This window comes from Bacillus sp. TCT6 (assembly GCF_056033845.1).
On the sequence record NZ_JBVYHX010000001.1, the window covers coordinates 3,811,505 to 3,834,288 of the forward strand.

Here is a 22,784-nt window from a genome sequence, read left to right on the forward strand (position 1 = left end):
TCACCCTGCGCTAACGAGTAGTCCCCTTAAACGCTCGATTGATGAAGACTAACAATTAATAGGAAATAAAGCTCCCACTAATTAAAATTTCACCTTATCTGACATTATCATATATAAAGTTCTTTCCTATCGTCAATATTTTTTGACAAACTTCAACAAATTTTCTGTAAAGTTATTATAAACTTTTCATAAACATATAATATGCCCTTACATTGCTAATACTGCTGAATATGATACAATTACCAATTACAAGGAGGATGAATTTATGAAAAAAGTCATCTTAACAATTGTTTGTCTCCTCCTTCTGATCATTTCTTATTCTTATTTTGAAAAGAACGACGAGACAAAACAAAATGAACCCGAAGAAAAAACATCTACTCCAAGTTGGATTGATAAGCAAACAAACGATTCCTTTTATCATCTCGTACTAGGTGATTCGCTCGCCAAAGGATATGGATCAACACAAGGTGGATTTGCTGAATTAGCCTCTAAACAAATAGAAGCACAAATTCATAAACCAATTACTGTAGAAAACCTTGGGATAAACGGTCTTACAACAGATCGTCTCGCTAAAAAAGTTCAATCAGAAGATGTAAAGCAAAAAATTAGAGCAGCAAATATCATTACAATTAATATTGGGGGAAATAATTTATTTCGCTTAAATCGTGATGTCGGTGTTATAGACGGTATTAAAATGTTAAATAAAGAAAAAGCTCATTTTGAAGCGGATGTAAAAAATATTGTAAAGACAGTCCGAGATCAAAATCCGGATGCTTTACTCATTCTTTCTGAACTCTATAACCCGTTACAACTCGATGACTCCATCGCAAGTTATGCAGATATGTTTTTAGACGGCTGGAATGAATCCGTTTATTCCATTGCAAAAGTGAATCAACCATCTATCGTTTTGCCAATTCGTAAATTAATATCGAATGATAAAAAAGAATTGCTCTTTGACCAAGTACACCCAAATGATAAAGGCTATACGATTATTGCCGATTCATTTACAAAAAAAGTATTGGCCTACAAATATTAAAATTCCCATGAAACAATTCTATTTTTATAACATGTCTTTTTTGTTACAATGATAGTGGAAGGGGGCCTTTATATGGAATCACGCGAGTGGGAACGTATTGTTGATCATCTTCTTTCGCTAGTGCCTCTTTTTTATCGCAAATTTATGCTTCCTGGAGAATTTTCTTCTCAAAGACATATGCCGCCATCACATACACAAGTATTACTGCTTTTGCATGAAAACGGCACATTAGCAGTTTCCGAAATCGGCAAGCGGCTAGCGATTTCACGGCCTAACATGACACCTCTATTAAACAAACTTATTCAAGAAGAACTAATAGAGCGTCATTATAGCGAAAAAGATCGACGGGTCATTTTAATTTCCCTAACAGCTGAAGGGAAATTATTAGTAAATCAGTATCAGCAATTCATTTTAGACAAACTAAAAGAAAATTTCCAAACATTATCTGAGGAAGAGCGCGAAAAGCTCATTCATTCTCTTCAAACCATTCAAAATTTAATTTTGAAAACAAACGTATAAAGCTGCTTCTAAATAGAAGCAGCTTTATGATTCGTAATAGTTACCATAGTACACATTGGAATATGGCCATGTTGTTAAATATGGTTTTTTTTCCTGTGTAGGCTGTTGTTGTGGTAATTGTGGTATTTGTGATAATTGCTGTAATTGTTGTTGCCGATATAATTCGTATTGTCTACTCGTATCATAAACCGGATAATAATTTACATATGGATATACTTGAGGTACGTAATAATAATACATTATCCTCTCCTCCTTTTTCTTAAACATATTCAAAGGAGAAAATGGATGTGACATTGTTTATAATTGTACAAGTGGTTCTCTCACTCGTTTCTTCCTTTTCTTCAAGCGTAACTTACGGTTCTTTTCGTATAAATAATGCACAACGAAATACGAAATGAGACCAAACACAACTCCTAAAATCGTCATTCCAATTAATACATACACTTCACTTTGTAATAAGCTCTTTAATATCGTAAAAATGTGACTTGAAAACAAGTCCGATACCGTAAATGGTTCATGATGAATTTTCTGTACATGGAATGGATAAATCATTTTTCCTAGCGCATACGCAAGCGGAAATAAAAATACTGGGAGAAACGATATTTTCCCAATAATATTGCCAATAACTGCCGCAGGGAAAGATCCCTTTGCTAACCTGACGATTGGATAAAATATTACATATACGAGCGATGCCGTATAAATGACTAACATTTCTAAGCCGAATCCTATAGCAAACCCTAACGATACTTTCTTTGCGCCTTCTGGCGATCGAAGCAACTTATAATATTGAAACTTTAATATTCTCCACATCCGCTGAAAAAACGAATATGTTTTCTTAGTTGTTTTCACCCTCATCATCTCTTTAACTATATTTTTATATGTAGTATGTCCTTACACACTCTGAAAAACAAATTTAGTTTTCTCTTTTATTATAAATGATATCGAAATGGTTAACCAAATATACATCCGACATTTTAATATAAAAAAACCTCCCTTTTAGGAAGGCTCTTCTACATTTCTAAATAAACTCACTAATAACGCTTTTTGAGCATGCAATCGATTACCAGCTTGCTCAAATACGATAGACTGTGGTCCATCTATAATTTCGCCTGTTACTTCTTCTTCACGATGGGCAGGTAAACAGTGTAAGAAACGATATGTTTGTTTCGCATGCTTAACAAGTTCGTTATTGATTTGGTAAGGTTGAAATAAAGAATATTTCTCTTCTTCGCCCTCTTGCCCCATGCTCATCCAAACGTCAGTATAAATGAAATCTGCTTCATTCACCGCTAATTCAGGATCATGCAAAACTTCAATTTCAGCTCCTGTTTCCTTGGCAATCGCTAACGCTTTTTTTACAATCTCCTCATTCGGTTCATACCCTATAGGCGTTGCAACAGTCATATGCATTCCAACTTTTGCACTAGCTAACAACAATGAATGACATACATTATTTCCGTCACCTACGTAAGCTAATTTTATTCCTTTAAATGTATTTGTTTCTTCATATATCGTCATGAGGTCTGCCAATGCTTGACAAGGATGATGGTCATCCGTTAATCCATTAATAACAGGAATACTCGATTCTTTTGCAAGCTCTTCTACATCCGCGTGTGAGAATGTACGTATCATGATCCCGTCAATATACTGCGATAATACTTTCGCAGTATCTGAAACGGTTTCTCCTCTTCCCATTTGCATCTCTTTCCCACTTAAAAACATACCATGTCCCCCGAGTTGTACCATTCCCGCTTCAAAAGATACACGAGTACGAGTTGAATGCTTATCAAAAATAAGCCCTAATATTTTGCCTTGTAATAAAGGCTCTTGCTTATTCTTTTTTAAATATATAGCGAACTCAATTAAAGAAATAATTTCTTCTTTCGTTAATTCTTCTAGTGTTAAAAGATCTTTCGTATTTAATTTCGGTACTTGTACAGTTGACATGAAACTTCCCCCTTATATGATTGATACGTTTTTTGTACAAACTACTTTTTTTATTATATATACTGCCTGTTCTAACTCTTCATTCGTGACAATGAGTGGCGGTAATAGTCTTATAACATTAGGGCCTGCTTGTAATACGAGAAGTCCTTCGTTTTCTAGTTGTTCTATAAAACTTGCAACTTCATGCTTACACTCAATCCCAATCATAAGCCCCTTACCACGTATATTTTGAATACATTCGACATGCTGTAATTCCTCTTGCAACTTCTCTAATACATACTCGCCTTTTTCTTGTACTTCTTTTAAAAACAATGGTCTTTTACTTACTTGCAATACTTCTTTCGCTGCAGCCATCGCGATGTAATTCCCGCCAAAAGTTGAACCGTGTGATCCTGCAGTAAACGACGTTCCGAGCTCTTTCCGGCCAATCATTGCTCCGACAGGAATCCCATTCCCAAGTGCTTTTGCAACGGTAACGATATCAGGCTCTATTCGCACTTGTTCATAAGCGAATAGTGTTCCAGTTCTTCCTATCCCCGTTTGTACTTCGTCTATAATAAATAAGGAACCGAACTTATTACATAATGTTTCAATCTCTTTCAAAAAAGATAGATCAGCAGGTATTACTCCTCCCTCTCCTTGAACTACTTCTACCATTACCGCCGCAACTTCTTCATTCATTACTTCCTCTAATGCTTTAATATCGTTAAAAGGGATATGTAAAAAAGATGGAAGTAATGGACCAAATCCTTCTTTTACCTTATCTTGGCCTGTTGCACTCATCGTTCCAAATGTTCTACCGTGAAAAGACTGCTGGCATGTTACGACGAGAGATTTTCCAGTATGCTTACGTGCTAACTTTAAAGCCGCTTCATTTGCCTCTGCCCCACTATTACAGAAAAACACATAATCTAATGCTCTATTTTCTGTTAATAATGACGCAACTTCTTCTTGTAAGCTGTTTGTAAACAGGTTAGATATATGCCATATATCATCAAGTTGCTCTTGTACACCTTTGAGAACAGTAGGGTGACAATGTCCTAAATTACATACGCCAATTCCTGATGTAAAATCTAAATATTGCTTACCTTTATTATCAATAACTTTCGTTCCAGTTCCCTTTACAAACTCAATAGTTCTTCTGCCATACGTTTGAAAAAGATGACTCGTCATGCAATACTCACACCTTTCGTTACCGTCGTTCCAATACACTCTCCCGTAACCTCAGTAAAATCTTTTGTACCATTCACAATACTTATCTTTTGCACTCCCATTTTTAATGATGCTAGTGCCGCCTGTACTTTCGGAATCATCCCACCTGTAATAACACCTGTTTCTATAAAAGTTGCAATTTCAGATTCATCCGTTTCCTTTACCAAATTCCCTTCATGTAATATTCCATCTACATCCGTAATAAAAATCAGCTCTTTTGCCCCTAACGCGGCCGCAATCCCAGCTGCAGCATTGTCCGCATTTATGTTATAAATTTCATTACCATTTACCCCGATTGGAGCAATAACAGGAATATACCCCATATTTATTAATCCTTTTAATAAGGCTGTTTCTACATAACTTACTTCTCCCACATATCCTATCTCCTCGCTGACAGGTTGAACTTGAAGTAAATTACCGTCACACCCTGAACAACCTACAGCAAGTAAATTATGCTTTTGTAAATTCATTACGAGTTTTTTATTCGTACTTCCGCATAGCACCATTTGAACAACATCCATAACTTCTTTTGGTGTTACGCGTAATCCATCTCTTTTTTCTACGTTGATGTTACAATCTTTTAATTTGGCATCAATTTCTGGCCCACCACCATGAACAATCACCACTTTATACTTCTGTTGCAATTTCTTTATACAATCAAAAAACACAGCATTTAATTGATTCAACATACTACCGCCGCATTTCACTACAATATAATCGCTCATCTTCTCTCTCCTTATGTACGATAACAAGCATTTATTTTCACATATTCATAGCTTAAGTCACAGCCCCAAGCTGATCCTGTCTCTTCACCTAAGTGTAAGTACACATTAATGACTATTTCATCTTCTTGTAATCTCTCTTTCATTTCTTCTTCAGAAAATATTTGAGGCTCACTATTTTTTAATACCGATATAGATTGAAGAGTAATGTCAATTGTGTTCGGATGAATAGCTACTTCACTTTGTCCAATACTGCTAATAATTCGCCCCCAGTTTGGGTCTTCACCATGTATTGCTGTTTTCACAAGACTCGAACCGACTATTTGCTTTGCAATTTTTTTTGCCTCTTCATTCGTTTGAGCTCCTAGCACATTTACTTCTATTAACTTCGTAGCTCCTTCACCATCTTGCGCAATTTTTTTCGCTAAATCTTCACATACTTGCTGTAAAGCACATACGAAAGTTTCCCAATCTGTATGTTCCATATTTATCGGCCTTGTTTCTGATAATCCACTTGCCATAACGATGACCATATCATTCGTAGAAGTATCTCCATCTACCGTAATTTGATTAAATGTATGATTCGTAATTTCGGATAACGCTGTTTGCAATACGTCATGCTCTATATGAGCATCTGTCGTAATAAAACTAAGCATCGTTGCCATATTCGGATGAATCATCCCTGAACCTTTTGCAACACCCGCAATCGCCACTTTCTTCCCATCAATAATCATTTCATAGCAAGTTTCTTTCATTATAAGATCCGTCGTTAAAATTGCTTCAGAAAAACAATATGCTTCACTTTCTTCCTTCGTCGGTATAAGAGTTGCAACTCCCTTTCGGATTATATCCATCGGCAGTGGAACACCAATTACACCTGTTGAAGCTACTGCAACGTAATTTTCTTTCATCCCAAAATGTTCCGCCCCTAATGCGCGCATCTCGTATGCGTCTTGTAATCCTTTCATTCCAGTACAAGCATTTGCATTTCCACTATTAACGATAATTGCTTGTAACTTCCCTTCTGCCGTTATACTATCCTTCGTTACTTGCAAAGGAGCTGCTTGTATTTGATTCGTTGTATACACAGCGGCACATGATGCTGGTACATCACAAACGATGGCACCTAAATCCTTTTTCTCCTTTTTTAAACCATTTGCAGTACCAATTGCCGAAAAGCCTTTCGGCGTTACAATTGAACCATTTTCTAATTTTGTAATAGACGCTACTTTAATCACCATGTCCCCCTTATACATAAAGCGGTATATGTTGTAAACCTGTTGTCTCTTCTAGTCCCGCTATTATGTTTGCATTTTGAATCGCTTGCCCAGCCGCGCCTTTCATCATATTGTCTATAACAGAAACGACCGTAACTCTTTCAGCTCTTTCATCGTAAGCTATGCCAATATCACAATAATTTGAGCCTCTCACTTCTTTTGGACTTGGAAATTTCCCTTGCGTACAAATTCGGATGAAAGGCGATTGTTCATACGTTTCTTCATACAATTTTTGAAGTTGCTTTATTTCCATCTTTTGTTTTACTTTTGCATAAAGTGTAATCATGATTCCTCGTGATATCGGTATTAAATGTGTGCTAAATGTAATTGGCTGTGATTCACTATTCCATTCTGTAAGCATTTGCTCAATCTCTGGAACGTGCTGATGCTCATTCACTTTATAAATGTGCAAGTTATCATATAGCTCAGGAAAGTGAGTCATTGTTGTTGGTGTTTTACCTGCTCCTGATACCCCTGATTTCGCATCAATAATAATCGAATCTTCTTCAATCATGCCGCTACGTACTAACGGCGCTATCGCTAGCAATGTGGCTGTAGCAAAACATCCTGGGTTTGCAATTAAATTTGCCTTTTGAATCCCAGTCCTTTTCCATTCACTTAACCCATACACTGCTTTTCTAAGAATTTCTTCTTTCGCTGCTGGCCTTTTATACCACAGTTCATATGACGAAGGATCTATCATACGAAAGTCTCCAGATAGGTCAATTACTTTTAAACCTTCTGCTAATAACTTAGGAGTTAACTCCGCCGATACTCCTGCTGGGGTTGCTAGAAATACGATTTCTGCTTCTTTTCCTATCGTCTCCACATCAATTTCTTGTAACGTATGAAAAAGGACATTTCGAAGATGAGGATATACATTTGTTATACACTCACCAACTTGTGAAAAAGAATGGAGAGATGCTATCGAAAAATATGGATGTTGTTCTAATAAACGAATTAACTCAATGCCCCCATATCCAGTGGCTCCAATAATTGCGACTTTCATAAGTTCCTCCTCATATCGATTCTTTAAATTAAGTATGATTATAATATTGTATATTTATAGAGTCAATTAAATATTTATAAATTTTTAAATCTAAAAAAACTTAATTTTATTAGAAAAATAATATACTCAACCGAATTTTTATACAAAAATAGTGCATAGTAGTTTTTTTATTTCACTTCAAGTACAATAAAACAATACATACGTACATACAGGCGGGGAAAAATATGAACGAAAAATTAATTGAGAAAATGATTATAAAAAGTTTTCAACAATATCAATGCAGTCCAATATCAAAAGAAGATCAGGAAATGCTAGTGAAACATATTCAAACGGTGACTCATTCAAATATTGAAATTGATTTATACGAGGAAATTGAGGATATTGTTTATGATTATGTAACTGGAAAACAATAAAAAATAGGAGATTTCCATATGGAAATCTCCTATTTTTTACTTAATGATTTACCTGCAACACGCTCAAATAAACCTGGGAATAAAGCATAAAGTTTCGGACCAATGCCCATCCACTTCGGTAAGTTTACTTCACGTTTTTTCGTGTGCATCGACTTTACGATTTGTTCTGCTACGTATGTTGGTTTTAACATGTAACGTCCCATATTCTTTACATATGTACCAGATTGATCCGCTATTTCAAAAAAGTTTGTATCTATCGGACCTGGATTAATTGCTGTAACATAAATATCTGTATTCGCTAATTCCATGCGTAAACTATTCGTAAATCCTAATACGGCATGTTTCGTTGCTGCATAAGCACTCGATTTCGGAGTTGCAATTTTTCCAGCAAGTGAAGCAATATTAATAATATGTCCTTCATTCTTGTTTACCATATAAGGTAGTACCGCTTTCGTACATGCTACTAATCCAAATACATTTACTTGGAACATATCTTTTACTTCACCCATTGACGCATCTTCAAACGTTTTAAAAATACCAAATCCCGCATTGTTTACTAATATATCAATACGTCCCACTTCTTGTAATACCTTTGAAAAAACAGACTGTACTTCCATCTCTTCACTTACATCTAATACATAATAATAGCAAGGCGTATTATAAGTTTCTTTAATTTTGTCTACTAACGCTTGTAGTTTCTCTTCTGTTCGAGCCATTAATACTGGAGTCGCTCCCTGTGCTGCAACTTGCATTGCAACTTGCTCACCAATCCCACTAGAAGCACCTGTAATGACGATTACTTTATTTTGTAAACGTCCTGTCATTGCTGTCACCTACTTTGCATAATAAATCAATTGTTGCGATGACTCATCAATCATCACTTGTTGATTATATGCTAAATAGTCCAATTGTCCAACCGTTTCTGAAATAGTAAGTGGTAATTGTTCTTTATATAATACCGGAAATAGTTTTACACATACTTCAAATGCTGTCATTGGTTTTTCCTTTAATAACTCAAGCACTTTAAAAGCACGTGTTTCTTGCTTTTGTAATCTCGTTTCAATAAGTTGTTTCACATTTAGAACATCTTCCCCATGCCCTGATAAAATGCGTGAAATATTCATTTCGCTTAAACGCTGTAATGTTTGATTATATTGTAGTAATGGGCGTGCCCGTTCTGTTTGCCCTTCATATGGTGGTTCTAGTATTGGATTCGAAGAAATATGACTAATGAGAGCATCTCCACCAATTAATATTCCATCAGATTCTCTATATAAAGAAATATGAGTAGAAGCATGGCCTGGTGTTTCAAGCACTGTAAATCCAGGCAAAGAATTAATACGATCTCCTTCTCTCACAGTATGCGTTAACGATCTATTACAAGAATATTTAAGTGTCCTCGTCGTCAATAACGACTCGTCTTTCAAAAATGCTGCTGGCACACCAAACTGTAAGGCCGTCTCTCTAAAAAATTCATGATACCGCTTTAAAAATTCTGGATTTTGTGTGATCCAAGGCTCATTCCAAGGATGTCCAATAATATTCGTCTTCTCAGAAAATATATTTAAAAGTCCACAATGATCTGCATGATGATGCGTAATGACTACTGTTTCAATATCTTCTATCGTATATCCTAATGCACCTAATTGACTTTCTAACGCATTCCTTGCCTCTTCTGTATTCGTCCCTGTATCAATTAATGTTAATGTCTCCCCCTCAACTAAAAACACATTCACAGTTTCCACTGCAAATGGTACAGGAATCTCCATTCGGTGAATCGCCGTCATGCTTAGCCCCCCTGTCTCTTTCCGGTTCAAAAATGAATACTTCTTCAGTTTACAACTTCTATATATATTTGTCATTATTTTCAGATAAAAAGAGGTGTTTCCTATAAGAAAACGAATGTATGTACATTTATAAGAATTTCTAACCAAAATTAAAGGAGGAACATCATGTCTATTCAAAACATTTCCTTTCTCGGTGCAGGCTCTATTGCTGAAGCTATTATTGGTGGCTTGTTACATGCAAATGTTGTTAAAGGTGAACAAATTACTGTAAGTAATCGTTCTAACGAGACGAGATTACAAGAGCTACATAAAAAATACGGTGTCAAAGGTACTCATAATAAAAAAGAATTACTTACTGATGCAAATATTCTTTTTCTAGCAATGAAACCAAAGGATGTTGCAGAGGCGCTTACCCCTTTTAAAGAATACATAAATAATAACGTGCTTATTATTTCATTACTAGCAGGTGTTTCTACTCACTCAATTAGAAAACTACTTCAAAAAGACGTTCCAATTATTCGTGCAATGCCAAATACATCCGCAGCCATTCTAAAATCAGCTACCGCTATCTCCCCTTCAAAACATGCAACAGCGGAACATATTCGCACTGCAACATCTTTATTTGAAACGATCGGTCTCGTCTCTGTTGTAGAGGAAGATGATATGCATGCTGTCACTGCATTATCCGGAAGTGGACCTGCTTATATTTATTACGTAGTGGAAGCTATGGAAGAAGCTGCAAAAAAAATTGGTTTAAAAGAAGATGTTGCAAAATCACTTATTCTTCAAACGATGATTGGTGCTGCTGAAATGCTAAAAGCAAGTGACAAGCACCCTTCTATTTTGCGAAAGGAAATTACTTCTCCTGGTGGAACTACCGAAGCAGGTATTGAAGTATTACAAGAACATGAATTTCAACAAGCACTTATTTCTTGTATTACACAGGCAACGGAACGATCACATAATCTTGGAAAAACATTAGAACAACTAACAAAAGAAAAATAGAAAAAGGAGCTCAAATAAACTTGAGCTCCTTTTTCTATTTTTACACTTAGTTATTGTTCTTCCCAAAAATCTCTTCTTGCAGGCGACGACCAGTCGGCGTTGCTGCAAGTCCACCTTCTGCTGTTTCACGAAGTGCTACTGGCATCGTTTGTCCAATTCTAAACATTGCCTCAATTACTTCATCACATGGAATTGTACTCGTTACACCAGCTAATGCTAAATCTGCTGAAATCATCGCATTCGCAGCTCCTGCTGCATTACGTTTTACACAAGGCACTTCTACAAGTCCTGCAACAGGATCGCACACTAAACCAAGCATGTTCTTTAATGAAATTGCCATCGCTGTAGCTGCTTGATCTTGTGTTCCACCAGCCATCTCAACTGCAGCTGCAGCCGCCATTCCACTTGCTGAACCAACTTCAGCTTGGCATCCTCCTGCCGCACCAGAAATACAAGCATTATTCGCAACAACCATACCGAAAGCTCCTGCTGTAAATAAGAACTCAATCATTTCTTCACGTGTAGGCTGCAATTTTTCTCTTAGTGCAAATAGTACACCTGGCACTGTTCCAGCAGACCCTGCTGTTGGTGTTGCACAAATAATTCCCATCGCTGCGTTTACTTCATTTGTTGCAACAGCTTTGCTTACTGCATCCAAAATCGTATCTCCAGATAAGCCTTTTCCACTCTTCATATACGCTTGAACTTTTACAGCATCTCCACCAGTTAAACCAGTTGGTGATTTCACGCCGCGAATACCACGTTCTACTGCTTGTTCCATCACGACTAAGTTCTTTTCCATACCAGCAATTACTTCTTCACGTGAAATACGTCTTGTTTCCATTTCACATTGAATCATAATTTCTGCGATTTTTACATTTTGTTCTTTAGCTTGCGCCACTAGTTCCGCTGCGTTCCGAAACATGGTGTGTCCCCCCTGCAATTAATCCATAATAGTTACTTGACAAATATTTTGTTGCGCTTTTATTTCTTCAATCACTTCATCTGCTAATAATTCATCTGTTTCAATAACCATAAGCGCTCTTCTTCCTTTTTCTTTACGAGAAACACTCATTGTACTAATGTTAATCTCGTGTGTAGCAAGGATTGAAGCCACCGCTGCAATAGCACCAAAGCGATCGTTATTTACAATAAGTAGTGCTGGACTTGTGCCTGATAATTGAAGATCGAATCCGTTTAATTCTACAACTTCAATTTTACCGCCACCAATTGAGCAAGCAACAACTTCAATTTCTTCTTCACCTTTATACAAACGAATTCTTGCTGTATTTGGGTGAGGTGCATTGGCATCTTCTTCAATGAATTCCACTTCAATTCCGCGCTCTTTTGCTATTTCTAGCGCCTCTGGAATACGTAAGTCATCTGTTTCAAATCCCAATATTCCACCGATTAGTGCTACATCGGTACCATGCCCTCGATACGTCTTTGCAAATGATCCATATAACGAAATGCTTACTCTTTCTGGTTCATGACGAAACAGCTGGCGAGCAACTTGCCCCATTCTTGCCGCGCCTGCTGTATGTGAACTTGATGGTCCAATCATAACTGGACCGATAATATCAAATACTGAGCGATACTTCATCATAACTCCCCCTAAACCTCTATGAAAAAAATTTATTCTACTATTCTATTAAGCTGCTACATCTGTCGCTTTTCCAGTTGTACCACGAATTTGTTCTGCTGTATGAATTGGATAATTTTTGAATAAAAGTAATCCAATATAACCTGAAATAATACCAGTTATCATAATACATAAGAATCTTAGTATTATTTTCATTAAAAAAATGATATAAGATAATCCACAATAAAGTCTGGTAGCAATCCAAAGTTTAACACAGAAGCCATTGCAAGCATAGCATAAACAAGTGATATCTTTCCTATTATAATTCTCATGTTACTCTCTCATGGTTTAGTCAACTTCACTTGTTACGATAATAACTAAAAAGCATGTGACTTATCATAAATTATAATCTGCCCTCATTATAGCTTGTTTTTTATAAAACGCTTACTTTTGTTGAATTTTAAAAGTTCTGAATAAAAGTCCATTCCTGCTATTTGTATCACTTGTATGTCATCTGACTTATATAACAGTTTTTCTAAATAATCATTATTTCGTATTTTTATCGTATATATTCAAACCATTCTAATTTTCTGTATCATCCAAGTATAAGCATAAAATAATAACAGTTTTATTTTTAAATTTTTTTAGACATAAAAAAATGGTAACCCATCGTTACCATTTTTTACAAAATTATCATTTTTCTACTGGGAATGATTTCAAATCTGTCGCTATTTCTGTATTAGAAAACAACTCTCTTGCCTCTTTCAATAATTCCTTATATGTATCTCCTTGATAGCGAGAACTAATGTGAGTTAAGATTAATCGCTTCGCATTTGCCTGAAGTGCAATGCTCGCAGCTTGCTTAGATGTGGAATGAAAATAATCATGCGCTTGTTGCTCATCTTCTGCTGCGAAAGTCGCTTCATGGACAAGTACATCTGCATCTTGCGCAAGCTCCCTACTCGCTTCGCAATATCGCGTATCACCTAAGATAGTAATAATTCTTCCTTTTTGAGGTGGGCCGATAAACTCATTTCCATTTAATATCGTGCCATCCTCTAATTCAACTACTTCTCCATCTTTTAAACGTTTAAAGATTGGACCTGGTTTCACACCCATCTCAAGCAATTTATCAACTAAAAGAGCACCTTGTATATCTTTCTCTACAATACGATATCCAAAACATTCTATACCGTGTGACAATCTTTTCGTTTCTACATAAAATTCATTATCTTCAAATACGGTACCTTCTTCTGTTATCTCCACAACTTCAAGTGGATATTTCACATGTGTCGTACTTACCGATAATGCCACTTCAATAAATTGTTTAATTCCTTTCGGTCCATACACCGTTAAAGGCGTAGTTCCTCCTTGAAATGAACGGCTACCTAATAAACCAGGCAATCCAAAAATATGATCGCCATGTAAATGCGTAATAAATATTTTTTCAATGCGGCGCGGACGTACCGATGTATGTAATATTTGATGTTGCGTGGCCTCGCCACAATCAAATAACCAAGTCTGTCCTCGTTCTTCTAACAATTGTAAAGCAATTGCTGAAACGTTCCTTCCTTTTGAAGGAACACCTGCACCAGTTCCTAAAAATACAAATTCCACTTTCTTTCCTCCAGCTCTAAATATACTCTATCTCTCATCTTACGGAATGTTATTTCAAATGGCAAATCGAATTTACATAACCAATCATCTAGACAACTATATAACACGAACGTTATACTTAAAAAATTTACCAATCGTTCGTGTTTTGTGGTAAAATAATTATACTACATTTTAAGGGAGCGTTTTATTATGAAAGAAGTATTTCGTTTACAAACTGATTTTTCATCTTCATTTGATCGCTGGGTAAGTTCTTTCGTGTCTGATCACCCAGCACAATTAGAATGGACAACTTTAAAGGAATTAATCCATGAATATACAACATCACATACAAATGATACGTTACCAGCATATATTTCTTCAGCTTTAACATATTACGCCCAACGCGTTTCAACTACAAACAGTTCAGAGATTGTTATTTTTGAAAACCCTACAATCTCGTAATCTATAATAAAAAAGCACTGGTTACAGTGCTTTTTTATTTATACTTATTTAACAAATGATCATATTCCGTCCAAAAGTCGGTATACATACTTCGCTCAAGCTCATTTAAAATTATCTTTTCACTTGATTTATTAAATAATTCTTTTGCTTGTAGTGCAAAAGAAACAATTTGTTTTCTATATTCATTTTCATTCAATTCTATATGAAGCCCTTCATAGTATATAGCCTTTTGATCAGTAGAAATAACTTTGACAAAATCCTTTAAAACCACATTTTCACCTATATGGTTTATAGTCCAATGAATTGAAATTGGGCATCCTAACATGAGCATAGTGCCACATCCGTGCAAAATAAGCCCCTCTTCATTTTCAATATCACAAATATATTCTTTATCTAAAGTTCGTAACAGAGCTAAAGCTGATTCACTTATTCCCCATTCCTCATCCATACCTGTCCGCGTAATAATCGTTCCATCCACATTTAAATAAATTTCCCCGTGAGAACATAAATCTTCCTGCTCATTAAACAACCACTTTTGATTCTCAATATTTATAATAAAATTTTGTGGTACCATTACAAATTCCCCTTTTATAAAAATATTTATTTTCCACATTATTTATAATTAATATCATGTATTTCATCCCATATATCTATTATAAATCCATTTAATATTTTAAAAACACAGATAAAAAAGATATTGACACTACGATTTTACAGTGCTAACATTCAACATGTAATTGAATATGGTCTCTGTTAGGTGAGGCTCCTGTATAGAGAAACGCTGCTGCCCAAAAATGTCGAGAGACGCCAATGGGTCAACAGGAAAGGTCGGAATGAAGGCCTTTTTTAACGTAGCTGGTTTCAGTACCTATGCTATACAGTGCTAAAACTCAACGAGGGAGAGGTGCATGTATTTTGTCATACACAAAAACTGTTTTTATTTATGTCTACTAGCAGTCTTTGTTGTGGACTCTTTTAACTGCGAATTCAGACCTTTACTCGTTTTGAGTAAAGGTCTTTTTACGTCTATATGCACCTTACTATGAAACAAACATAGCATATTCAGAAACTACTAAATTGTACGGAGGTGAGGAACAGTTGGCAATTGATGATTCGGCCCAGATACCCATACGTTTTACATTCATATTTCATCATGTAGGTAGGAAAGAAACTGTTCCTCACCATTTCAAATAGTTAGTTAGGTAACAGATTGTTTCCTCCTTCATGACAGAGGAGGAACTACCGATGTTTAATTTACAAAGACAAGAAACAAAGCATGCTTATGAGCAAGATAGCATGAAAACAAATAACGAATTATTAGTGGAGGTTGCAACACAAGATGTAATCTCTGCGTTAAAACTTCTAGAAACAACACAAGATGGATTATCTAAACAAGAAGTGGCTCGTAGACTTTCTTTATACGGTCCGAACGAAATAGCTCATAATAAAATGGCGCCGTGGTACATTCAATTTCTGCTGGCATTTAAAAATCCATTTATTTTCGTTTTATTAGCTCTTGGGGCACTCTCCTTTTTCACAGATGACATACAAGGAACAATTGTCGTATCTGCAATGGTACTACTTAGTGCAACGATTCGGTTTTCCCAAGAATTTCGTTCTCAAAAAGCTGCCGATAATTTAAAGGCTATGGTTCGAACAACTGCGAGCGTATTTAGAATAAATGGATTTGTACATGAAACAAAAAATGTAACGAATTTAAATCGAAATTACACAACAGAAATTCCAATTGAAGAGCTTGTACCTGGCGATATTATTTCCCTTTCAGCTGGTGATATCGTTCCAGCTGATGTGCGTGTTGTATCCGCTAAAGATTTATTTGTTAATCAATCTTCTTTGACAGGGGAAGCACTTCCTATAGAAAAATACGAACACTGCTACCATACAGAAAATAAGCATATCTTACCGAAAAACATGAAAAAAAATTACAATCCACTCGATATGGAAAACCTTTGCTTCATGGGAACAAATATTGTAAGTGGTAGCGCAAAAGCTGTTGTCATCTCAACAAGTACCGATACGTATTTCGGCTCTTTAGCAAATAAGGTAATCGGAAAGCGTGTAGAAACAAGCTTTGATAAAGGTGTAAACAAAGTAAGCTGGCTCTTAATTACATTCATGCTTATTATGGCGCCTATCGTCCTTCTCATTAACGGATTCACAAAGGGAGATTGGCAAGAAGCTTTCTTCTTCGCTATTGCCGTTGCTGTTGGTCTTACACCTGAAATGTTACCAATGATTGTAACTGCTAATTTAGCTAAAGGTGCCGTTAACATGTCTAAACAAAAAGTAATTGTAAAACAGCTAAATTCTATTCAAAACTTAGGTGCTATGAACATTCTTTGTACAGATAAAACCGGAACTTTAACAGAAGATAAAGTTGTCCTTGTTCGTCACTTAGATCCCAAGGGAAATGAATGCAATCGCGTCTTACAATTTGCCTATTTAAATAGTTTCTATCAAACTGGATTGAAAAACTTAATAGATAAAGCTGTTATTAAGCATACAGAGGAAAACAATACATTTGACCCATCAGCTTTTCAAAAGCTAGATGAAATTCCATTCGATTTCGCCCGCCGGCGTATGTCAGTCATCGTAAAAGATATTTCAGGTGAACATACAATGGTTTGTAAAGGTGCCGTAGAAGAAATTTTATCAATTTGCAACTACACTGAAGTGGATCAAAAAATCGTTACACTCACTGAGGAAATACGCTCAAATGTCAAAAAACTAAGCGAGACATTGAATAGTGAAGGTATGCGGGTTATTGCTGTGGCTTATAAAAAAGATAGAAACATAAATGATAAAGAGTACGCAGTAAAAGACGAAACTGATATGATTCTCGCTGGATATATCGGCTTTTTAGATCCACCGAAACCATCTGCAGCAGCTGCAATTCAAGCATTACAAAAGCATGGTGTACAAGTAAAAATTTTAACTGGCGATAACGAAATTGTTACACGAAAAGTTTGTAAAGAAGTTGGATTAGATATCGGCGAACCAATCCTCGGTTACGAGATTGATTCTTTACCAGATAAAGCATTAGCAAAACTTGCTGAAGAAACGACTGTATTTGCGAAGCTTAATCCAATGCAAAAATCTCGCATTATACACGCATTACAAGGAAACAGACACACTGTAGGTTACATGGGAGACGGCATTAACGATGCTGTAGCATTACGTGAAGCTGATGTCGGAATATCTGTTGATACTGCTACTGATATTGCGAAAGAAGCTTCTGATATTATTCTACTCGAAAAAAGTTTAACTATATTAGAAGCCGGGATTGTAGAAGGACGTACTACATTCGGAAATATTTTAAAATATATTAAGATGACAGCTAGCTCTAACTTCGGTAATGTGTTTAGCGTGTTAGTAGCAAGTGCTTTCATTCCTTTTTTACCGATGCTTGCCATTCATCTTTTAATTCAAAACTTACTTTATGATATTTCACAACTTTCTATTCCATGGGACAAAATGGATAAAGAGTTTCTAGAAAAACCACGAAAATGGGATACTGCAAACTTACGAAACTTCATTATTTGTATCGGCCCAATTAGTTCCGTATTTGATATTATCACATACGTAGTCATGTGGAATGTATTTGGTGCAAATACACCGAGCGAGCAATCATTATTCCAGTCCGGTTGGTTTGTCGTTGGATTGTTAACACAAACTTTAATTGTTCACATGATAAGAACACAAAAGATTCCATTTATTCAAAGCACTGCATCAACACCAGTCGTTTTATTAACCGCTCTTATTATGGCAATCGGGATTTATATTCCATTCTCACCACTTGGTGCAGCCGTTGGTTTACAAGCATTGCCACTTAACTACTTTCCTTGGTTAGTAGGAATACTATTAGGCTACGCTTTTTTAACACAATTCCTAAAAAAGCTTTATATTAAAAAGTTTCGTAGCTGGTTGTAAAAATAAGAATGAGTGGATATTCCCCGCTCATTCTAAAAGACATAACACATATTTATATATGGAGGTGACCATGATGGTATGGTACGACATTGTATTCAGATTAGTTATAGCAATTATTGTAGGAGCTTGCATTGGAATGGAAAGACAATGGAGACACAGAATGGCTGGGTTACGGACAAATGCTCTCGTATCACTTGGTGCCTGTATATTTGTTTTATTATCCGTCATGCTTGATCATGATGCTAGCCCATCCCGCATTGCTGCTCAAGTCGTTAGTGGCATTGGCTTTTTAGGGGGTGGCGTTATTATCCGCGATGGTTTTAGTATTAGAGGGCTAAATACGGCAGCTACTTTATGGTGTGCAGCTGCTGTCGGTACTCTTACAGGCGCCGGTTTCCTCGTTGCAGCTATATTAGGTACAGCCGGCGTGTTACTAGCAAATATACTCCTTCGCCCAATTGCTCTTTTTATGAATAAAAAATCAAAAAAAGAATCACCAGAACAAACAAACTACTTACTTTCCCTTACTTGTTCAGAAGAAAATGAAGCACATATTCGTTTTTTACTTATGCATATGGTAAGTACAGAAGGGCTCGGTTTAAAAGAGTTGTATAGCGAAGATGTAGATTCTAATCGAAAGGTGTGTATACAGGCTACATTACATTGCAAGACAAATGCGGCTATCTTAATTGAAAAAATAGTAAGTAGAATGCTATTAGAATCTGGCGTTACTGCAGCTGGTTGGAAAACTTCATTAGATTTAGAAGCAAGTTAAAAATGAAAGGTGTCATGATTTTACTACTTCATGACACCTTCTACATAAACTTATTTTCTAACTTTTGTTGAAACGACTTCTCTTGCTTACGTAGTAGTTGACTACCTCGTTGTAAAATCGGTGTTCCATACTTATCATTAATTTGATCAATGACAGCAAGTAGTGGTTCTTTTTTCGCATCCTCTTCAAATGAAAACAAATCTAATTGTTTCACCGATTCTGTCTTCCACTCTATTTCAGTAGCTGTAACACCTAGTAAACGAACGGAATCACCATCCCAATGTTGCTTCCATAAACGGGATGCTGCTTGAAAAATATCACGTTCTTCCCAAATCGCATTTTTCAATTGCTTACTCCGTGTTACTGTTCGCCTATCATGGTATTTAATCATAATTTGAATATTATAGCTGACAAGGGTTCGCTTTTGTAATCTTTTACTCACTGATTTTGATAACCGTTCTAACATATCAAGTAATTCTTTCTCTTCATCCATATCCTTTGAAAAAGTCATCGAGTTACCGACACTTTTATGTTGGCCCATTTGACTCGGATCCACTTCCCTATCATCCGTACCTTTTGCACGCTTTTGTAAATCAATACCGTGCTTGCCAATTTTAGCGCGAATGATATGCTCGTCTCCCTTCGCTAACTGTTCAATTGTATGTATATGAATTTCATTTAATTTTTCAGCTGTTTTTTCTCCAATCCCATGCATTGCTTCAACTGGAAGTGGCCAAATCATTTCTGGAATATCACGTTTTCGAAGCACGGTAATACCGAGAGGTTTTTTCATATCAGAAGCTGTTTTTGCTAGGAAAAGATTTGGAGCGATTCCGATACTACACGGAAGCTGTAACTCTGTTAATAGTGCTTGTTGCATCATCTTTGCTATTTCAAGAGGCGAACCAAGTGCATAGCAATCTGTAATATCTAAATATCCTTCATCTATTGAGACTGGTTGTATCTTTTCTGTAAAACGGGAAAGGACTTGAAACATTTGAAATGAAGCTTCGCGATATAATGTGAAATTAGGACGCCTTACAACTAATTGCGGGCATAATCTTTTCGCTTCCCAAAGGGGCATCGTCGTACGTATTCCGTATTCTCTCGCCTCATAACTACATGTTATTATAATTCCTTTTCTCTCTTTTTCATTTCCAGCAACCGCTAATGGCTTTCCTTGTAATGATGGATCATGAGCAATTTCAACAGATGCGAAAAAGCAATTCATATCTACATGTAAAATAACACGACCATTTTTCGGATACATTTCTCGCATAGTACTCACCCCCTGATCAGAACGTTCGTTCTTTTATTATATCAAATTTTGCACAATAGTTATAATAATTACTTGTTCTTTTTTATAATCGATATAAAGAGGATACACATGTGAAAGAGGCTGATTATGATGAAATTAACTATATGTTCCTTGTAGTTATATTAATCATTGCAATTAATTATTTACTACTTCCGATTTTCAATATGAATACGTTAGGATTATTCCCTCGTCTAGTACATATAGCAACAACGTATATACTTCCATAGTTTTTCTTATATTGGCTTATACGTCTTGTCAAAGCAATCGAGTCAAAATAAAAAGCGTGTAAATCACAATTGATTTACACGCTTTTTCTATTCCATTACTTCGCTACTTCTTCAATAATTGCAACAACTAATTCTGCTGTTTTTGCTAACTCTTCAACAGGAATTTTCTCGTTTGTTGTATGAATTTCTTCATAACCAACTGCCAAGTTAACTGTTGGAATACCGTGTCCTGCAATTACGTTTGCATCACTTCCGCCACCACTTTGGTGAAGAGAAGGTGTACGACCAATTTTTTCAGCTGCACGTTTTGCAACTTCTACAACGTGATCGCCATCAGCAAATTTAAATCCTGGGTACATAACGTTTACTTCAACGTCTGCATGACCGCCCATTTCTTTTGCAGTTGTTTCAAATGCTTCTTTCATTTTCGCAACTTGTGCTTCCATTTTCTCATTGATTAACGAACGAGCTTCTGCAAAGATTTGTACATGATCGCAAACGATATTCGTTTGTGTACCACCTTCAAAACGTCCAATATTTGCAGTCGTTTCAGAGTCAATGCGACCAAGTGGCATCTTCGCAATTGCTTTCGCTGCGATAGTAATTGCAGATACACCTTTCTCCGGCGCTACACCAGCGTGAGCTGTTTTCCCGCGAATAATTGCGTTCACTTTCGCTTGTGTTGGAGCTGCAACAACGATTTCACCAACTTTTCCATCGCTATCTAATGCGTAGCCATATTTCGCTGTAATACGCTCACGATCTAAAGCTTTTGCACCAACAAGACCTGATTCTTCTCCGACTGTAATAATAAATTCAATTTTACCGTGAGGGATATTTTTCTCTTTTAAAACACGGATTGCTTCGAACATTGATGCTAATCCAGCTTTATCATCCGCACCTAAAATTGTTGTACCATCTGATACGATATATCCATCTTTAATAGAAGGCTTAATTCCATTACCAGGAACTACTGTATCCATATGAGAAGTAAAGTAAATTGTATCAACACCATCTTTTGTTGCTGGTAAAGTACAAATTAAGTTGCCTGCACCATGACCAGTTACAGCCATTGTGTCATCTTCAAATACTTCTACACCTAAATCTGTAAATTTCTTCGTTAATACTTTGCAGATTTCTGCTTCAAATTTCGTTTCAGAATCTACTTGTACTAATTCCATAAATTCATTTACTAAACGTTCTTGATTAATCATAAGACTGCGCCTCCTGCACTACCATTATGTATGTAACACTACTAATTATAACAGAATTTCGCAAAAGTTTCGAAATACAAGACAAAAAACAGATGGTTTACATGTCTAGATAACCATCTGCTTTCTATTACTCATTTAACAATACCCAGCGCATATGATCCTCCCACACGCCATTTACCATTAACATCTTCCTAGACACGCCTTCATATTGAAAACCTATCTTCGTCACCACTTGTATAGATGCTAAATTACGAGGCATAATCGGAGCTTCTATACGATGTAACTGAAATTCCTCAAAAGCAACTTGAATTGCTTTTCTAAGTGCTTCTGTCGTATACCCTTTGTTTAACTCTGCTTTATCTAATTTATAACCGAGTACACAAGATTGATAAATGCCACGAACGATTAAATTAAATGAAATACACCCAATTATTTTTGTATCATCACCCTTTTTAAAAATCCATAGTCTGATGATTTTCCCGTCTTCGAACTCTTTTCTATCCTTTTGCAACTTTTTCTTTTGATAATCTAGCGTAAAAAAATCATCCGGTCTATACTCTTCCCAAGCTTTTAAAAATTCACGATTTCTGTCGTAATATTGAAGAACTGTTTCAGCATACGACTCATCTATTTCCCTTAAGTATAAACGATCTGTTTCGTATATTTTCATCATCGTATCTCCATTCTTCAGCTTGCCCAACTAAAAATTAACAATATATCCTTTAACTATAT

The 22,784-nt window shown here is 36.0% G+C and carries 24 protein-coding genes and 1 riboswitch; of the genes, 8 read left to right on the forward strand and 16 right to left on the reverse strand.

Annotated features, from left to right (window positions below; all coding sequences use genetic code 11):
• Positions 1-265 precede the first annotated feature (265 nt).
• Together AC0ONG_RS19340 and AC0ONG_RS19345 are read left to right on the forward strand one after the other, a co-directional pair.
• Positions 266-1,036, forward strand: a complete 771-nt coding sequence (locus AC0ONG_RS19340; protein ID WP_000755844.1) for a GDSL-type esterase/lipase family protein — start codon at positions 266-268, stop codon at positions 1,034-1,036.
• 72 nt (positions 1,037-1,108) lie between these two features.
• Positions 1,109-1,555 carry a MarR family winged helix-turn-helix transcriptional regulator gene (locus AC0ONG_RS19345; protein ID WP_000445819.1) on the forward strand — a complete coding sequence of 149 codons (447 nt, stop codon included), beginning with the start codon at positions 1,109-1,111 and terminating at the stop codon, positions 1,553-1,555.
• 24 nt (positions 1,556-1,579) lie between these two features.
• Here the strand turns inward: AC0ONG_RS19345 and AC0ONG_RS19350 are convergent, their stop codons facing one another.
• The 7 genes from AC0ONG_RS19350 to argC form a co-directional block, all read right to left on the reverse strand.
• Positions 1,580-1,795, reverse strand: coding sequence for a hypothetical protein (locus AC0ONG_RS19350; protein WP_000291956.1), 216 nt, complete (start codon positions 1,793-1,795; stop codon positions 1,580-1,582).
• 57 nt (positions 1,796-1,852) lie between these two features.
• Positions 1,853-2,413, reverse strand: a complete 561-nt coding sequence (locus AC0ONG_RS19355) for a DUF2062 domain-containing protein (RefSeq protein WP_003279874.1) — start codon at positions 2,411-2,413, stop codon at positions 1,853-1,855.
• Between the two features lie 138 nt (positions 2,414-2,551).
• Positions 2,552-3,502, reverse strand: a complete 951-nt coding sequence (argF, locus tag AC0ONG_RS19360; RefSeq protein WP_000108860.1) for an ornithine carbamoyltransferase — start codon at positions 3,500-3,502, stop codon at positions 2,552-2,554.
• Positions 3,503-3,514: 12 nt separating this feature from the next.
• Complete coding sequence (locus AC0ONG_RS19365) at positions 3,515-4,675, reverse strand: acetylornithine transaminase (protein ID WP_000200545.1); 1,161 nt, start codon at positions 4,673-4,675, stop codon at positions 3,515-3,517.
• Positions 4,672-5,439, reverse strand: coding sequence for an acetylglutamate kinase (argB, locus tag AC0ONG_RS19370; protein WP_001286792.1), 768 nt, complete (start codon positions 5,437-5,439; stop codon positions 4,672-4,674). The genes AC0ONG_RS19365 and argB overlap by 4 nt, the downstream gene beginning before the upstream one ends.
• An 11-nt stretch (positions 5,440-5,450) precedes the next feature.
• Positions 5,451-6,674 (reverse strand): bifunctional glutamate N-acetyltransferase/amino-acid acetyltransferase ArgJ, encoded by a 1,224-nt coding sequence (argJ, locus tag AC0ONG_RS19375; protein ID WP_000598383.1) that lies wholly within the window; start codon positions 6,672-6,674, stop codon positions 5,451-5,453.
• Between the two features lie 10 nt (positions 6,675-6,684).
• Positions 6,685-7,722: an N-acetyl-gamma-glutamyl-phosphate reductase gene (argC, locus tag AC0ONG_RS19380; RefSeq protein WP_474203715.1), complete on the reverse strand. Its 1,038-nt coding sequence runs from the start codon at positions 7,720-7,722 to the stop codon at positions 6,685-6,687.
• A gap of 224 nt (positions 7,723-7,946) precedes the next feature.
• Here argC and AC0ONG_RS19385 point away from each other — a divergent pair, with 224 nt between their 5' ends.
• Entirely contained in the window at positions 7,947-8,135 is a 189-nt protein-coding gene (locus tag AC0ONG_RS19385) for a YqzH family protein (protein ID WP_001003222.1), read from the forward strand.
• Between the two features lie 29 nt (positions 8,136-8,164).
• On the opposite strand, the gene AC0ONG_RS19390 is transcribed toward AC0ONG_RS19385, so the two are convergent.
• Positions 8,165-8,959, reverse strand: coding sequence for an SDR family NAD(P)-dependent oxidoreductase (locus tag AC0ONG_RS19390; RefSeq protein ID WP_000147794.1), 795 nt, complete (start codon positions 8,957-8,959; stop codon positions 8,165-8,167).
• A 9-nt stretch (positions 8,960-8,968) separates the two neighbouring features.
• On the reverse strand, positions 8,969-9,922 hold the full coding sequence (locus AC0ONG_RS19395; protein ID WP_000125124.1) for an MBL fold metallo-hydrolase: 954 nt from the start codon (positions 9,920-9,922) through the stop codon (positions 8,969-8,971).
• A 165-nt stretch (positions 9,923-10,087) separates the two neighbouring features.
• On the opposite strand from AC0ONG_RS19395, the gene proI reads away from it, so the two are divergent.
• Positions 10,088-10,927, forward strand: coding sequence for a pyrroline-5-carboxylate reductase ProI (proI, locus tag AC0ONG_RS19400; RefSeq protein WP_000027254.1), 840 nt, complete (start codon positions 10,088-10,090; stop codon positions 10,925-10,927).
• Positions 10,928-10,973: 46 nt separating this feature from the next.
• Here proI and sdaAA read toward each other — a convergent pair whose 3' ends face one another.
• The 3 genes from sdaAA to rnz all read right to left on the reverse strand — a co-directional run bounded on the left by sdaAA (position 10,974) and on the right by rnz (position 14,126).
• Entirely contained in the window at positions 10,974-11,852 is an 879-nt protein-coding gene (gene sdaAA / locus AC0ONG_RS19405) for an L-serine ammonia-lyase, iron-sulfur-dependent, subunit alpha (protein WP_000489454.1), read from the reverse strand.
• A gap of 18 nt (positions 11,853-11,870) precedes the next feature.
• Positions 11,871-12,530 carry an L-serine ammonia-lyase, iron-sulfur-dependent subunit beta gene (gene sdaAB, locus AC0ONG_RS19410; RefSeq protein ID WP_000877451.1) on the reverse strand — a complete coding sequence of 220 codons (660 nt, stop codon included), beginning with the start codon at positions 12,528-12,530 and terminating at the stop codon, positions 11,871-11,873.
• A gap of 672 nt (positions 12,531-13,202) precedes the next feature.
• Complete coding sequence (rnz, locus tag AC0ONG_RS19415) at positions 13,203-14,126, reverse strand: ribonuclease Z (RefSeq protein WP_000397454.1); 924 nt, start codon at positions 14,124-14,126, stop codon at positions 13,203-13,205.
• A gap of 189 nt (positions 14,127-14,315) precedes the next feature.
• Between rnz and AC0ONG_RS19420 the strand changes: the two genes are divergently transcribed.
• Positions 14,316-14,567 carry a DUF3932 family protein gene (locus AC0ONG_RS19420; protein ID WP_000665709.1) on the forward strand — a complete coding sequence of 84 codons (252 nt, stop codon included), beginning with the start codon at positions 14,316-14,318 and terminating at the stop codon, positions 14,565-14,567.
• Positions 14,568-14,601: 34 nt separating this feature from the next.
• Here AC0ONG_RS19420 and AC0ONG_RS19425 read toward each other — a convergent pair whose 3' ends face one another.
• Positions 14,602-15,141, reverse strand: coding sequence for a hypothetical protein (locus AC0ONG_RS19425; protein ID WP_000249065.1), 540 nt, complete (start codon positions 15,139-15,141; stop codon positions 14,602-14,604).
• A 168-nt stretch (positions 15,142-15,309) separates the two neighbouring features.
• Positions 15,310-15,477, forward strand: a riboswitch (M-box (ykoK) riboswitch).
• 335 nt (positions 15,478-15,812) lie between these two features.
• Here AC0ONG_RS19425 and mgtA point away from each other — a divergent pair.
• Together mgtA and AC0ONG_RS19435 are read left to right on the forward strand one after the other, a co-directional pair.
• On the forward strand, positions 15,813-18,518 hold the full coding sequence (gene mgtA, locus AC0ONG_RS19430; RefSeq protein WP_474203723.1) for a magnesium-translocating P-type ATPase: 2,706 nt from the start codon (positions 15,813-15,815) through the stop codon (positions 18,516-18,518).
• Between the two features lie 73 nt (positions 18,519-18,591).
• Positions 18,592-19,293, forward strand: coding sequence for an MgtC/SapB family protein (locus AC0ONG_RS19435; protein WP_000262346.1), 702 nt, complete (start codon positions 18,592-18,594; stop codon positions 19,291-19,293).
• A gap of 40 nt (positions 19,294-19,333) precedes the next feature.
• Here the strand turns inward: AC0ONG_RS19435 and AC0ONG_RS19440 are convergent, their stop codons facing one another.
• Complete coding sequence (locus tag AC0ONG_RS19440; protein WP_001208861.1) at positions 19,334-20,572, reverse strand: DNA polymerase IV; 1,239 nt, start codon at positions 20,570-20,572, stop codon at positions 19,334-19,336.
• A 110-nt stretch (positions 20,573-20,682) separates the two neighbouring features.
• Between AC0ONG_RS19440 and AC0ONG_RS19445 the strand changes: the two genes are divergently transcribed.
• Positions 20,683-20,838 (forward strand): hypothetical protein, encoded by a 156-nt coding sequence (locus AC0ONG_RS19445; RefSeq protein WP_000656487.1) that lies wholly within the window; start codon positions 20,683-20,685, stop codon positions 20,836-20,838.
• A gap of 95 nt (positions 20,839-20,933) precedes the next feature.
• On the opposite strand, the gene AC0ONG_RS19450 is transcribed toward AC0ONG_RS19445, so the two are convergent.
• Positions 20,934-22,052 (reverse strand): tripeptidase T, encoded by a 1,119-nt coding sequence (locus tag AC0ONG_RS19450; protein ID WP_000609803.1) that lies wholly within the window; start codon positions 22,050-22,052, stop codon positions 20,934-20,936.
• A gap of 127 nt (positions 22,053-22,179) precedes the next feature.
• Positions 22,180-22,725, reverse strand: a complete 546-nt coding sequence (locus AC0ONG_RS19455; RefSeq protein WP_014894891.1) for a GNAT family N-acetyltransferase — start codon at positions 22,723-22,725, stop codon at positions 22,180-22,182.
• Between the last annotated feature and the right edge of the window lie 59 nt (positions 22,726-22,784).